Consider the following 15,532-nt stretch of genomic DNA (forward strand, 5'->3'; position numbering starts at 1 on the left):
CTTCTTCATTTGTCACTTGAATCCCCGCCCTTTTCAGTTATTACTATCTTTTACCCGATTAGGCGGTTCTTAATTTTATGAGTTCAATCTATATAACAAATAATTTTTATATATAAAAAGAGATCAGGGGATTTATAATTTCGTACAGGTATTATAATTGGGGGTCGAATGTTCAAATGGTAGCGATCTTTATCATTGGATTTATCGTGTCAATGGGACTGGCTCTTGCCCTGACACCACTTGTCAAAAAGTTCGCAGTCCGCATTGGCGCAATGGATACGCCGAATGCACGTAAAGTACACACACGGATCATGCCACGTCTTGGTGGTCTGGGGATATTCCTGGCCTTTATTATTACAGTTGCTGCATTGCTTCCGTTTGTATCGGCATGGTTCACAACTCGGGATATGAGTTTTGTCAGCGCATTTCTGATTGGTGGAACAATTATTGTACTGATCGGCGCACTCGATGATCGGTTTGAACTATCGGCCAAAGTGAAGCTGCTTGGTCAGATCGTTGCTGCTTCTGTCGTTGTATTCGGATTTAATATCCGGGTAGATTTCGTTAACATTCCGTTTCAGGATTCCTACTCTTCACTCGAAGCTTGGGTATCCATACCGCTGACGATCTTCTGGATCGTTGGTGTAACCAATGCGATTAACCTGATTGATGGTCTGGATGGTCTGGCAGCCGGTGTATCTGGTATTGCAATTGGTACCATTGCCGTAATGTCATTCCTCATGGGTAACATGATGATTGCCTTGATGTGTCTTGTATTGCTGGGTAGTATTATCGGATTCCTGTTCTTCAACTTCCACCCGGCCAAGATCTTCATGGGGGATACCGGATCACTATTCCTTGGTTTCTCTCTGGCAATGCTATCTATGCTGGGATTCAAACAAATTGCTATCGTGTCCTTTATTACACCGCTGATCATTATCGGTGTGCCGCTCTCGGATACCTTCTTCGCGATTATCCGTCGTGCGGTACAACGGAAACCGATTTTCGCACCGGATAAAGGTCACCTGCATCACTGCTTGCGTGAACTTGGATTCAGTCACCGTCAGACGGTACTGATCATTTATGGAATTGCCGCATTCTTCGGAGTTCTGGCGATTATCCAATCTTCTGCTGCCATGTTTGAAGCGAATTGGGTAACATTTGTGGTCATCTGTATCATGATGTTCTTCCTCCAAGTGGGAGCAGAAGTTATCGGGCTTGTTAGCAAAACGAGAAGACCGGTTATTAACTTCCTGATGCGCATGCGCGTTAAGTTGAATCCGGAGACTCGTTCGAAATCATAAATAGATAAATGGTATGGTTATAGCTATTCTTGAATATTATTCCAGACCCAACCTTATCCCTTGTGGATAAGGTTTTTTGTTTATTTTGAGATTTTTACTAAATAATTGGAACCTTTTGCCGATATATAAAGGTAACTGACTTAAAAAGAGGAGAGATGATTGAATGCAACGTACGAAGAAGCCGTTAATCTGGCTGATGATGGTGGCGCTGGTTGTATCTCTAATACCAGCTGGCCTTGCACCAGTCGCATCGGCGGCGGGACAGACAAGTTACTTTACTCCTGATAATACAGCCAACGTTCCATTGAAAAGTACAGTAGGACTCAAAATGACTGGAACAGGCTCTGATGTTCTTTCTCGTTCGACTGCTTTTGTGGTAACTAGCGCGGAGCAAGCTGTAACAGGCACGTTTACGAATGTTACTGGCTCTACGTTGGGTGCCAACGTACAGCTATTGAATTTAAAAGATGGAACATGGGTTCCAGACAGTTCAAGATTAGCACCAGCTGTTGTCACAGTTGATCCTAATCGCCCGGATAATCGCTTTAACGCAACACTTACTTTGTTCCCCGGAATGAACAAAGTGACGTTTTCCGGTTCCCAAGGTCCAAGTGAGCGTTCCGAAAGTTTTTATATTTTGTATGACTCTGTACCTTACATTGAGAAACTGCAGGTTTTGGGTGGAGCGGATAATCTCGATCTAAATGAAGGATCGCAGGTTGTTGTGGATACGGGTGATGTGACGATTCAAGGTGTAGCTCACAACTCCTCCAAAGTAACAGTAACACTGAATAATGGTGAGGCTTTACCAACATCTTTATCGACACAAGATGGTACATTCTTCTCACCTATGCTTCGATTAAAATCAGGTAAGAATGATCTGGTTGTAACGATTGAAAGCGGCGTAGACAAAAATAAATTCACGTATTCTCTGCTCTACTATGATGAAGAAAATCCGTTCTCTCAACTCGATCTGAAAGAGGGCTCAGATGGGCTGTCTCAGAGTATGTTAACTGATCGGCCTACGTATGGGGGGGATCCCGCACAAGCCCGTGTGATGGTTGAATTGCTTTTGCCGGATGATAAAACCACTGCTGTTCCTGAAATTTCTGTGGATGGTGTGTTGACTAATATTGTTCCCAAGATTGAACCCATTCCTAGTGTGGGGATCAACACACCTTCATATTCTCTGTTTTCATTCGAAATTCCATCTTTGAAGTTTACAGAATCAGCAACTGGCACACCTCCAGTCACTTCGATTGATTCTTTACAGAATCATTCGTTGACTGTCAAATATGGAAAAAACACAGCCAGTACAAACATGAATTTTCAATATCTAGAGAACGAAACGGTAATTACGGATTTAAGATACCTTAAAGACTACAGCGGTTCTGGTGATGCACCAGAAGGGGTACCACTTTCGGGTTCTAGTGTCACTTCTGCAGATTTCTATATCCTTGTAGAGACTAGCAGAAATCCTAATGGAAGCTTGTTGACAGCGGAATATCTTCCAAGGAGCACAAGCCCAATTGAACTTTCAACAACGCCTATACAGGTATCTCCAACGAAATATATTTATCAAATTAAAGGTTTCAAAAACGGAAATCAAACGGTTCAGTTTAAATTTACTGGATCAAAATCAAGCAAAAACGCAACGATCTCGTTTGCTTCCAAAAACTATATTTTTGTGAGCAACCTGACGGATGGCCAAACATATGATATGAATTCCAAAAAAACAGATAAATTGTTGCTTGAAGGTAAGTACGTTGATTTTGCCACATTAGATAGCAAATACTTTGTAGCAGAGATTTTTGCGAACGGAGTTAAAGTGTATTCAACACATCCTGCAGCGAACACAAAGCAAAAACAATTGACTTTGGGTGCTGATGGAAGTTTCGAGGATGTTGAGATTGATATCGATGGGGACACAGGACCATTATTCTTTGGGGAAAACCGTATTGTATTAACGGGAACAGGAACTGGAGATAAAGGCCAACTGAATGAAGTAACTAAAGAATTGCGTATTTACATCAATGATAACAATGTATCTACAATCAATAATTTTCAACCTGCACCAAGTAAAAATCGCTCGACATTCCTTGATCCATATAATCCGGATGACCAATGGGTGAAAAACCTGTTTAACCTGTCCACGGATTTCACATTTGCGGACAAGAAATATACGACCAGCCTGAAAAACTTTGACTTGGCTATCCGTGGTGCAGGGGCGACTCGAATGAGCTTGAGTATGGGTACTCAAACGATTTTTGACTTGAACATACCAGATGGATCGGCAACTAATACAACTTGGCAAGATCCAATAATCTCTTCTGAGTATGCACTGAACAATGGTAATGTTATTGTGGATCGTTCCGGAAGTCAGAAGGACTTTGTGGTGCGGTTAAGAGACTTAAAAGCGGAGACACCAGGAACATACATCTACACACTGGATTTGTATAACAAAACAGGTGCAAAAACGAGCCAAAAGGTAGAAGTGGTCAGAGAAGCAGCGGGTTATCGCATCTTGGCTCCACGTCCTACTTCAGGCAGCCAAATTGTTGTGAGCAAAAACTTTGTTCATTTTGATATTGAGGCTGAAGGAGCTACTTCCGTTGTTATTGACAAAGAAACGGCTAAGAAGCTTCAAGGCACAGAAACAGATCGTTTTGCTTTGGATTATGTGGGGCTCAAGGCTGACAAAGTGAATAAAATCAAGTTGACGATTGATCGAAATGGTGTCAAAACAAATGATACAGTGGAAGTGTACTATACAAGCAACACTGGTGTTGACTCTCAGTATATGGCGCCTAAGGTAGCCAACAAATATTCAGCATTCAATAAACAGCTGGAACTGAGTTTCCCGAAAGGCACGGTAATGCAAAGCACGGACCTCAGCGGGATTGCTAAATTCTATCCAAACAACAAGCTGCTGTTTGGTATTGCTGACCCGAACACAGGAATTGTGGAGCGGAAGAACGACTATGGAAGCATCGTTGGTTTCAGAACAGAAGCAGAGGACCCGAATCCATTAAGCGTTCCCGATGACTATTATAGAAGGTTCTCCGCAATTGTAGGGGACTCTGTAAACTTTAGTCCAGTTTCCGAAATTTACTGGGTAAGCGGCGGCCTTGGGGAGTCGGGTACAAGAGGAGATAATAATTACAAAGAGCCAACGAATGGAATTGGCCCTTATACTGTAGATTCCTTATACGGTAATCCTTTGACGCCTGCAGAGCGAAAAATCAAGCCTTCACAACGGGGTACATTAACTCTTGCTTATGATCCAAATGTAGTAGATGATGCTGGTTCAACCATTTCCGTATTTTACTATTCTCCAAGCAGAGAGTGGAGACGGATTGGCGGCGAAGTGGATTCGAAGAAGCATACAGTGACCGTTCCTTTTGATGAGTTTGGTTATTATAAAGTAATGAAGCTGAGAAGAAGTTATAACGATATCACCAACCATGGGTGGGCAAGAAATATTCTAAATGCACTCTATGCTAAAGGATTCATGGCTCCATTGCGCTTTGAACAATTCGGTACAGATGACCGTACTTCGCGTGGAGAGTTTGCAACTCTTCTTGTGAAAGGTTTGAATTTACCAATTACGTCCGATAGCAGAAGAACATTCACGGATGTTGCACCAGGTACAAGTTCATTCACATGGGATTATGACAGTATCGAGACCGCAGCAAGAGCGGGTATCATTACTGGCCTGACAGATGGTGTGTTCGGACCGGATCGTCCGCTGACACGTGAACAGGCTGCAGTGATGATTGCTCGGGCACTAGAGCTGAAAATGGTTGCTAATGATAGCAAGCTTCAAAGTGCACTTGCTAAGGCATTCATCGATTCCGGCAGCATGGAGAGTTATGCTGGACCAGCGGTACAAGCTGTGACGAAAGCCAAGATCATGGAGGGTTCTCCGGTTACAGTGGCTGGACAGAAGAAGCCGCAATATGCATTCAACCCGAAAGGTAATCTGACACGTGCAGAAGCGGGTAAAATTGCAGTAGAATTGCTCAAGAAGAGCACAAAAGTATTCCCTAAAACCTTGAGTTAATTCATTTGATACATCGATGCAATTTAGGAAGGACCTGTCCCTTACTCTAAAGGGGCAGGTCCTTTTCATGGCTGTCAATGAATTGACATAGAGTACTTTTATAATAGAAGAAACAGAATTTTTACCAATAACTATTTTTGTAATTTGCTAGAGTTTAAGATACAATAACGGTAAATACACAATGATCTAGAGGGTGAAGTTAGCTAATGAAACCGATTTATTCGAAAGCCCAGCTGGGCTACATGAAGGCAAAGACACAGTTTGAGAAGCAGGCAGTCATTCTGGAGAAAAAGTTGGAAGATACACGCAAGACTCAGGAGATCTCTCAGGAAGTTATGGAAGGGCTTGTACAGTCCACTGGCTTCCATGATGCGTATAACAATCTGGTTCTGGCTGAGAATGAGTTGATTGAATGGTCTCACACAACGATGAAGCATGAGAAAACGTACCGTGAGAACAGACAACCAATTGACGATATGTATCTGAGATTGAACAGTGACCCCAATATGCGTGCTCAAATTATTGAACTCGCGATGAAGATTAAATAACTTATATTTCCAGAACTGCAGGAAAAGCATCCCAACAGGGGTGCTTTTTTATTTTATTTTTTGTGAATTTTGTCGCTTCATAGGTTGAAGTTGCGGGTATAAATAAACGTTGGTAGCACAGACAAACCAGAGATCACCATTCCAGATTCATTGCTGTATCAACGGTTTGAAAAGGTTTTGGATAGCTTCAATACCCGCACTGTACCTATACATAAAAAAAATCAAAACTTTTTTTGTGCAATCCGCAACTTTTTGAAATCTACTGCGTTTAAAGTGTAGAGTCGAAAACATTGGGCCTGTTACCAAGAATGACCTCGTGAAGAATCTTGTCTATTTTTTAGAAAAAATTGCTTTACGGCACGAGAGACCCATTGTATAATACGTAAGGTAGGATTAGGAAACTACTCTATTTACGTGTGATTCTGGTTTACAAACTAGTTTACAAGTTTCTGTGATATGCTCACAGACATCATTTATATTAACTTGCTCACAACTCTGGAAAGGGGGTGCAACAATATATGAGGAATACGAGCGACCCTATTAAAAAAGAAAATTCAAATGTTATGAACGCCCAAGGAGGAGAAAAAAAGGTTATGAAGAAAATTTTATCCGTAGCATTGTCTACAGCAATGGCATTCTCAATGTTTGCATCTGTAGCATTCGGTGACACAGCAGTTTCCCCGCAACAACAGTTTGATGCATTGAAAGCAAAAGGTATCTTCAACGGTTATCCGGATGGTACAGCAGGTCTTGACAAAGACATGACTCGCGCTGAGTTTGCAAAAGTTATCACTAAATTGCTGGGTCTGAAAGAGATCACTGGAACTCTTTCTTACACTGACAAAAACTACACAGCTAAAAACTGGGCTGTACCTTACATCGAAGCAGTAACTGCTGCTGGTATCATGGAAGGTAAAAACGTTGAGAAGAAAATCTTCGACTTCAACGGTAAAGTGACTGTGTCCGAGATGGCTACAATCCTGACTCGTGCATTGGATCTTGAAATCCCAGCTGAAACAAACAACACTGCTCCAGCTTGGGCTAAAGGTTATGTTCAAGCAGCAATCAACGCTGGTCTGGTTGATGCAAACACTAACTTTACAGCTAACGCTTCCCGTGAATTGCTTGTAGGCGCTGCTTACTCAATTGACCAAGCGCAAAGCTTGAAAGTATCTTCTTACACAGTAACTGAAGGTGGAAAAGTTGTTGAATTCAAAATCAGCGACGGCGAAACTGTAAAAGTTACTTTGGATAAAGCTCTTGAAGCTAACAAAGAAACTGAAGTGAAATTTACTTACAAAGATAAGAACTTCACTGAAAAAGTTACTTATGTTGTAGAAGCTGCAACTAAAGTACAATCCGCTTCTTCTGTTAACCTGAAAGAAGTTGACGTTGCTTTTGACGGTAAAGTAGACAAAGCTACTGCAACTGACAAAAACAACTACAGCATCGATTCCAACTCTAAAGGGATCAAATCGATCACTTTGTTGGCTGACGGTAAAACAGCTCGTCTTTTGCTGAATGAATCCAGCAAATTCGTACAAGGAACAACTTACAAAGTTGTTGCTAAAAACGTGAAATCTTCTACTGGTACAGTATTGCCACAAGGTGAAGTTTCCTTCACATCTGCTGACAATGTTCTGCCTACAGTAGCAGAAGTTAAAGCTCTGGGAACTAAAGTTATCAAAGTAACTTTCTCCGAGCCAGTTGTATCTCCAACAAGCAGCAACTTCCAATTGGATGACAAAGCTTTTGTTGGTTCTGTAACTCAAGGTGCTAACCAACGTGAAGTAATCCTTCGTGATTACACTGGTTCGATCTCTGAAGGTGCTCACAAGTTGACAACTTCTTTGGTTGAAGACTTCGCTGGTTTGAAATCTTTGGCTGCAACAACTGACTTCACAGTAGCTGTTGATACTGAAGGTCCTAAAGTGACTGAAATCTCCGCTACTCTTGAAAAAGTAACTGTTACTTTCGATGAAGAAATCGATCCAGCTTCTGTAACTAACGACAGCTTCTACTGGAAGTCTGGCGATACTAAGAAAACTGGTACAGTAACTCAAGTTGCTTCTAACGTATATGAAGTTCAATTCACACAAGCTAACCGTCTGCCAGGATATGAGTCCACTTTGTTTGTAGAAGTTAAAGACTACTCTGGTAACGTTAATGCTGTGAAAGAACACAAAATCAATGCAACTGTTGACTTGGTTCGTCCACAAGTAGTTGAAACTACATTTGGAGATCGTACTAACACATTGACAGTTCGTTTTGACAAAGCTGTAAGTGCAGCTGATAAAAAATACTTCACTATTAAAAAAGGTGACGATGTCATCCCAGTAAACAGTGTTGTAGCAGCTGATTCTTCCAACAAAATTTTCTACGTTACTTTCTTTAACACACTTGCAACTGGCACTTATAACTTGAAAGTTGCTGATGTTCAAGACACTACAGCGTTGAGAAACACATTGGTAGAATTCAATGGTACATTCGTAGCTAATGATACTGCGAATCCTTCCATCTCTTCTACAGATTACAATGAGTCTGCTCGCAAAGTAACATTGAACTTCGGTCGCGAAATGGACCTGGCAACTGTTAATACTAAAGGTAACTACTACATTAACTTCGAGAAAAACGGTGCTAATGCTCAAAACATCGCTCTTCCAACTGAAGTTAGCGTAAACGCAGTTAACGGTGGTAAATCCGTAGTACTTCAGTTCCCTGAGTTCATCGATGGAACTAAAGTTACATTCGGACCGAACGGATCCGTTAAAGGTGTAGTAGCAACTGGATTGAAATCCAAAACAGGTCAAGTAGTATCCTTGGATGCTTCTAGCTTGAAAGATGCTGCTGCTAACCAATTGAAATGGACTAACGCTGTACAAAAAGATGCTAAAACTTTCGAGTTGACATTCAACCAAGTAGTTGCATCTGCAAATGTTAGCGACTTCCAAATCAATGGAACATACCCTACATCTGTAAGCATTGACGAGAATAAAGTAACATTGAAAACTGCTGATGAAGTTACTGGTGGCAACATCACTTTGTTCGCTAATAATTCTATTGAGACTTATTCAAACAATAAGTTGAATCTCTCTACTAATGCTTCGATGCCTGTAAGCAATGCAGTAGCACCTCGTGTAATTACTGTTGACTCTACAAGAAACGTAAGTAATGAGTTTGTTATTGAGTTCTCTACAGCAATTAGTGCAGTAGATCCAACCGTTGCGACATTACTTGCGAATGATCTGGTAGTTAAAGATCTTTCAGCAACTAATACACCAACTTTGACACCTGTTGTAGATTACGATGTTGTAGTTCAAAACAGCAATGAACTTAAAGTAACTATCAAAAAGACATCTGTACAAAATAAACCAGTATCTGTTCAAGTTAAAGATGCTAAGTATATCGTTGCAAATACTACAACAACTAAAGCTGCCGATTCCAGCGTATACACTGTTGTAGCTCCAAGTACTAGTAATGCAGCTGTGAGAGTTAATTCAACTAAAATCACAGATGGAAAAGAAGCTGTAGCATCTAAATCTAATGATTTGAGTGGCGTAGTGTTGACTGCTACAAAAGCTACTATCGTAGATGGAGATACAGTGACTCTTACAGTAGATCCTACACTTACTAACCCTACTGATCCTAAAGTTACTATTAGTGTAGATGGTAAAACTATCACTGTGAGTCCAGCTGCTACAAGCGCTGATATTATCACTGAAATCACTAATTCAAATCTTCCATACTCAGCTGCAGCAGGTACTTCTTCTACTGTAGCATCCGGTAACTTTACATTTGCGGGTTCGCAAGCTGCTACCAACAACACATTGGCAGTAACATTGAACGGTAATGTTCAAGCGATTAAAAATGTTAGTATTGGCACTAAAACTTACACAGCAACTGATGTGACTTTCACTGCAGGTACTTCTACATTTACTGTAAATGTTGGTACAGATGATGTTGAAGGTAAACAACTGAAAGCTGTAGCTACTGTAGGTACTGCACCTAATGCTATGGATGTTAACCTTGACGTAACTATTGGTAACGTTAAGTAAGCATTAACAATTTTAAAAAGAAGGGGTTACGTCCAGATTCTCTGGGGTGTAACCCCTTCTTTTTTATTTCTCAAAAACAAGTCCTAATTACTTCTTTAGTACTTTTTTTTTTTCTTAATGAAATCATCTACATATGATTTTGATTTTAATTGTTAAAAGAGTTAATATATCTATAAAAAATTAATTTTTCTGATATTGTTAAATGATGAAAGATGAATATTTCAATTTTAGATTGTTAGATGACTAAGAGTTTCATTGCAATACACTTAATAAAAACCAACAACATCGTAACTTTCTCCCCATCCCAAACGTTTATACTATATAGCAACAAGCAACTTATGGGAGGTTTGGAAGTGGATCATAAAAAGGTCATAATGACTTTGATAACTAGTATGTTATTCATCAGTTCAAGTGGAGGTTTAGTAGCTGCTGCAAGTACACCAGCTAACTCAGGTAAACCTGCTACAAATAACAGCGCAACAACAAAGAAGCAACAGACAACAACCACGAACAAAGTCGTACATACACTGGCTAAGGTACCTGCGGTCAAAGTAACTGCACGTAGTACCGTGAAGTTAACCGACGTTAATATCTTGTCCCAAGACGACGGGAATACGGTGACGTATACACTAACGTATAAAAATAATGACAGCACACCGATGATGATGCTCGATTATTGGAGCAAAGTGAAAACAAAAGGTGGAACAAGCTTCTCTCCAAAGCTGATCGCCAAGGATCAAGAGAAGAAGACGGTATCACCGGGTTCCACGGTGGATCTCACATACGTTATGAAGGTTGGACGTGAAGTGAAATTGAGTGATCTGAACTTCTTGATTGTAAAATGGGATTTCAGCAAACCGAATTATGAAAGCACGCTGGGGAAATTCAATGTTCCCGCATCATATAGCATCACTACACCTGTAGGCAAAACAAAGACGGTTCGTCTGAGTGATTCAGCCGTCAAGGTTAAAGTCTCTGGTATTAAAGTGTATCCAGGGGAGAATAAGAAACAATACGTCAAAGTTGGCGTGAACCTAAATAATATCAGTTATAAGTTATTGGACAATCCAAATATCAAGTGGATTCTACGTACACCGGGAGGTACGAATTATCCGTTGACCCCTGATAAGGATAGTACGGGTGTCAGCATTCAGGCACAGGCCAACAAAACGTTAAATTTAATGGCTTCTTTGCCTACAGCATTGAAACTGGAAAAATCAGAATTACTTCTTGTGGAAGAACAAGGTGAAGAGAAGACAGCTCTGCCAGTTGCTGCACTACAGTTGCCCGAAGCTAGTCAAACCAATGTAAACGTAGCAACCAATCAACCGAACATCATTTCGATTGATGGACAACCTGTATCGACTCTATTGGAATCTGCTCGTGTCCGTGGTGAGGATGAAGAGTTTGATCTAACGATGCAGTGGGTCATTAAGAACCAAGGGAAAAAAGAAGTTAAGGTTCCCAAATACGCATTAGAGATCCGTACAGAAGATGGTACTTCCTATCCGATCGAGACGAAGGCACTGGATGATCTGAAGTTGAAGCCAGGTGCGACTAAAACGATCAAGCTGAACTCTACGATCCAAGGGAATGGGGATACCAGCAAAATCAAATTATATGCGATGACACCTACAACCAAAGATGAGAGCAAAGAAGGGGAAACGTCTAGTGGAGGTACGAGTGGCTTTGAGTTCTCCTATCCGGTTGGCATCTATGCTATTCCTGAATCCGTAACAAGTGGAGATGGACTTACAACGGAAACGGTAATTAAGAATAGTAAAGGTACATTCGGTGTATCTGTTGGCTCCTTGCAACGCCTTCCTTGGACAGACAGTGATATTATTGCTGCCAAGGTCACCATCCGTAATGCATCGGCCAAAACAGTTCAATTGCCTGAACTGGAAGCGATGTTCACAATCGATTCCGCACGCATTGATGGAGATACGAAGCTGATTAGCGCGCAAGGGGGCAAGTTGCTTGGTTCTGGCATGGTCACCGAAGCTTATCTCTTGACGAAGATTCCATCTGAACTCAATATGAGCCGTCTGGAATTAACTTTGCAGGAGAAAGTAAGTGAGGAAGAAAAGAACGATTGGATTACCCTGAGTACGTCCGGTTTAATTCAGCCCCTCTCTTATGTAGGCGAAGGAAAAACCTATACTCAAGGAACTGCAGATAAAGAAACAGAGCTGGGCATACGCAGAACATATGTGTATCCGGGATCTTCGTCCGATATTGTATACACCGAATTCGAGATGACGAATAAGTCGCTGCGTCAGAGTGGCCTTGCGAAGTTGGTAGGATACTACAAAACAGCAGATGGTCAATATTACAAAGCAACAGCTAAGCAGGCAAACCGTGTACCGGGACCAGGTCAGAAGAGTATTGTTACGTTCTGGGCCAAAGTGCCGAAGAGTGTGAAAACATTATCTGATATGCGTCTGATTGTAGGTGAAGGGGTTGCTGACAACAAATTTGTAACCGGTGAAGGCGAGGCAACGGCTTATGTTAATGCCACGTCATTCGAGGTGCAACCGAAATCATTATCTGTTCTATCATCTCTGAATGATATCGACTTGTATCCTTTCAAATTCTCGGGTAGCAATATTAAAGCTTATCTTACAGGTGGAACGGCAGTACAGATTGAGATGATCTACTCCTTAACACAGGAGGAAGCTGTGGATAGTGGAGAGTACGGACACAAGCTGATTTTATCTATAACTGATGGGTCAGGAAAAGTGTTTGATAAAGAGCTCACACCAGGAACTGATCTGAAAACAGGCATTAACCAGACGCTGAACTGGAGTATTGATGATACGGTATTTGATAAAATACGTGGTGGCTCATATCGCGTAGCCTTGTATGATGTTTTCGAAGGTCAACGAATTCGTCTTGCAGAACAAGGCTATAGTTACGATGTATCCAAACTGCCTAAAGAAGAACCGATCATCCCGGAGTTCCCGGAAGAGGGTTCTAATAATCCCAATAATAATCGGTAATTTGTACGAAACTTAAGATATTTTAAAGCTAAGACCTCGCTTCCACATCTTCGGAAGCGAGGTTTTGCTTGTCGCATGTCTATTTTTTCTCTATAGTTAAAGTTAATAGATTACCAGAGGAGGAAAATGATTCACATGAAACCTTATATGAAAGTATCCCTCGCTGCGCTCGCCATTGGTGTTGGCGTCTGGGTTGGGTCGGTATACAGCAATACAGCCATCGGTGCAGGTACAAGCCAGCCAGGAACAGCAGATGATCCGGTTGTAACTAAGAGTTATGTAGATCAGCAGATCCAACAGGCTTTGGGCGGTAAGATCCCGACTGGAGGAGGTAGTACCAATACGGGAACAGACAGCAATGCAGGAAATGGTAACAACACCGGCTCTACAGGAACCGGGAACTCCGGTAGCACAGGTGGAGACACATCCCTTCCTCCACTGGTCTCGGGCGCTTCTGATGCCGTTGAGATCGTAACCGTGAAGCCGGGTCAACAGCTGATCGGTAAGTCTGGCGCGGAGTTCATTTTACGTAGCGGCAAAGCTGTGATCGTCAGTGAAGGTACGAATGGCGTAGCTGATCTGACGGACGGGATTGACCTGACGAATGGACAGGCAGCGCCCACCAATCACCTGCTCTCTTTTCCAAGGGATGGACGGGGGATCACGGTATTGGAAGGAAACAAATACAGCTTAACTGTAATGGTTCGTGGTGGATATACTCTGAAATAGGATTTGTAGCTGTTAAAGGAATTATTCATTAGTCCTGTATTTGATTTACGCAGAGTACAGAACCCCCCTCACTTTCGGTCCACTTCTTTAGACGAGCATGGAGATAATGTCGGATATGGAGTATCACTATTGTGATACTCCATATCCGAAACGTCTGTGTTCTTTTTTTTATTAACGTGTTTCAATTGATCCATTTAACTGATACAGTATAGACATGTACGAATATAGAAGAACAAAAACAACCGTATCTTTGTTGAACTATCATTTTGTGTTCTGCCCACGATACAGGAGAAAGATATTTCTCAAATCAGAGCTAGAACAACGCTTCAAGGAATTGGTGCATGAGTTATGTGCAGAGCTAAAAATTGAGATTGTTGCCATAGAATGCAACAAAGACCATACACATATGATTCTCAATGCACTTCCAACATTAAGCCCTGCAGATATCATGGCAAAAATAAAAGGAGTCACATCAAAAAAACTACGAGAAGAGTTTCCCCACCTTCTACATTTGCCCAGTTTGTGGACACGCTCCTATTTTGTTTCTACTGCTGGACATGTATCAAGTGAGACCATCCAACGTTATGTTGAACAACAAAAGACAAGGGGGTGAAGCCTATGTCCCAGACCATAACGGTTAAGGTAAAGTTGCTGCCGACGAAAGAGCAGATCCGACTATTGCAACAGAGTAGTCATGAATATATCCGAGTTGTTAATAAACTCGTGGCAGAGATGGTAGAAGAAAAGAAAAGGTTGAAGAAGACAACAAAAGACGTTTCTGCTAATCTACCCAGTGCAGTAAAAAATCAAGCGATTAAAGATGCAATAAGTGTGTTTTCTACCAAAGTTAAGAAAAGTAAATACGCAATCATACCAACGCTAAAGAAACCGATTTGCGTATGGAATAACCAAAACTATTCCTTTGACTTCACGCATATTTCTATTCCATTCATGGTAGAGGGTAAATCCAATCGCTTAAAAATTCGTGCATTGTTCATGGACAAAGACAATCGAAACGTTGACCTTTTGAAGCATAAACTAGGTACGCTCCGTGTCACGAAAAGCTCCGGCAAGTGGGTAGCCCAAATTGCTGTCACCATGCCAACAATTGAAAAAACGGGAATGCGGATTTTAGGCGTTGATTTAGGGCTGAAAGTCCCTGCCGTGGCTATCACGGATGATGATCAAGCTCGCTTCTTTGGGAATGGGCGAGAAAGCAAATACAAAAAACGGAAATTTCGAAGTATTCGTAAAAAACTAGGAAAACTAAAGAAAGTGAACGCTATTCGCAATTTAGATGATAAAGAACAACGATGGATGAAAGACAAAGACCACAAGGTTAGTCGTGAAATCATTAATTTCGCAGTCGAGAATAGGATTTCTGTCATTCGCTTAGAGCAACTAACGAATATTAGGCAGACGACAAGAACAAGTCGTAAAAACGAAAAGAATCTACATACCTGGTCATTCTATCGTTTGGCACAATTCATTGAATACAAAGCAAATATGATAGGGATCAAAGTGGAATATGTGAACCCTGCAAATACAAGTCAAACATGTCCAGAATGTTCAAAAAAGAACAAGGTGCAAGATAGAAGATATAAGTGTCCATGTGGATTCAAAAAACATCGTGATATCGTTGGGGCGATGAATATTCGCTACGCAACTGTGATTGGCGGTAACAGTCAATCAGCCTAAGATGCTATATGCACTGTCTTAGGAGGGGTAATGGCATACCCTAATCTTAGCATTTGTCCAAAACAGAAATGAATTGAGGACGTTAAGCTAGCTAAGAATCCCAGTCAAGTTATTGACCTTGCTCCTTAGGGGT

The 15,532-nt window shown here is 41.3% G+C and carries 8 protein-coding genes; all 8 read left to right on the forward strand.

Going from position 1 to position 15,532, the window contains the following annotated elements; genetic code table 11:
• Positions 1-176: 176 nt before the first annotated feature.
• The 8 genes from J2Z28_RS29120 (at position 177) to J2Z28_RS29155 (ending at position 15,399) form a co-directional block, all read left to right on the forward strand.
• Positions 177-1,304: a glycosyltransferase family 4 protein gene (locus J2Z28_RS29120; RefSeq protein WP_036667762.1), complete on the forward strand. Its 1,128-nt coding sequence runs from the start codon at positions 177-179 to the stop codon at positions 1,302-1,304.
• Positions 1,305-1,467: 163 nt separating this feature from the next.
• Positions 1,468-5,367, forward strand: coding sequence for an S-layer homology domain-containing protein (locus J2Z28_RS29125; RefSeq protein ID WP_211085517.1), 3,900 nt, complete (start codon positions 1,468-1,470; stop codon positions 5,365-5,367).
• A gap of 206 nt (positions 5,368-5,573) precedes the next feature.
• On the forward strand, positions 5,574-5,915 hold the full coding sequence (locus tag J2Z28_RS29130; RefSeq protein WP_036612519.1) for a hypothetical protein: 342 nt from the start codon (positions 5,574-5,576) through the stop codon (positions 5,913-5,915).
• Between the two features lie 518 nt (positions 5,916-6,433).
• Positions 6,434-9,970 carry an S-layer homology domain-containing protein gene (locus tag J2Z28_RS29135; RefSeq protein ID WP_211085518.1) on the forward strand — a complete coding sequence of 1,179 codons (3,537 nt, stop codon included), beginning with the start codon at positions 6,434-6,436 and terminating at the stop codon, positions 9,968-9,970.
• 353 nt (positions 9,971-10,323) lie between these two features.
• Positions 10,324-12,972 carry a hypothetical protein gene (locus J2Z28_RS29140; protein ID WP_211085519.1) on the forward strand — a complete coding sequence of 883 codons (2,649 nt, stop codon included), beginning with the start codon at positions 10,324-10,326 and terminating at the stop codon, positions 12,970-12,972.
• A gap of 135 nt (positions 12,973-13,107) precedes the next feature.
• A complete protein-coding gene (locus tag J2Z28_RS29145; RefSeq protein WP_211085520.1) occupies positions 13,108-13,701 on the forward strand; it encodes a hypothetical protein in 594 nt (197 codons plus the stop codon).
• A gap of 214 nt (positions 13,702-13,915) precedes the next feature.
• The gene (gene tnpA / locus J2Z28_RS29150; protein ID WP_211085521.1) at positions 13,916-14,314 is read left to right on the forward strand and encodes an IS200/IS605 family transposase; all 399 of its coding nucleotides are present in this window, start codon (positions 13,916-13,918) and stop codon (positions 14,312-14,314) included.
• Between the two features lie 5 nt (positions 14,315-14,319).
• Positions 14,320-15,399 (forward strand): RNA-guided endonuclease InsQ/TnpB family protein, encoded by a 1,080-nt coding sequence (locus J2Z28_RS29155; RefSeq protein ID WP_211085522.1) that lies wholly within the window; start codon positions 14,320-14,322, stop codon positions 15,397-15,399.
• Positions 15,400-15,532 lie beyond the last annotated feature (133 nt).

Source organism: Paenibacillus xylanexedens (assembly GCF_017874615.1).
GTDB classification, from domain to species: domain Bacteria; phylum Bacillota; class Bacilli; order Paenibacillales; family Paenibacillaceae; genus Paenibacillus; species Paenibacillus xylanexedens.

Excerpts from the sequence above, each read along its gene's own strand:
- J2Z28_RS29130 (WP_036612519.1), top strand. The coding sequence starts at position 5,574 with ATGAAACCGATTTATTCGAAAGCCCAGCTGGGCTACATGAAGGCAAAG.
- J2Z28_RS29155 (WP_211085522.1), top strand. The coding sequence starts at position 14,320 with ATGTCCCAGACCATAACGGTTAAGGTAAAGTTGCTGCCGACGAAAGAG.
- J2Z28_RS29135 (WP_211085518.1), top strand. The coding sequence starts at position 6,434 with ATGAGGAATACGAGCGACCCTATTAAAAAAGAAAATTCAAATGTTATG.
- J2Z28_RS29120 (WP_036667762.1), top strand. The coding sequence starts at position 177 with ATGGTAGCGATCTTTATCATTGGATTTATCGTGTCAATGGGACTGGCT.
- J2Z28_RS29125 (WP_211085517.1), top strand. The coding sequence starts at position 1,468 with ATGCAACGTACGAAGAAGCCGTTAATCTGGCTGATGATGGTGGCGCTG.
- J2Z28_RS29145 (WP_211085520.1), top strand. The coding sequence starts at position 13,108 with ATGAAACCTTATATGAAAGTATCCCTCGCTGCGCTCGCCATTGGTGTT.
- tnpA (WP_211085521.1), top strand. The coding sequence starts at position 13,916 with ATGTACGAATATAGAAGAACAAAAACAACCGTATCTTTGTTGAACTAT.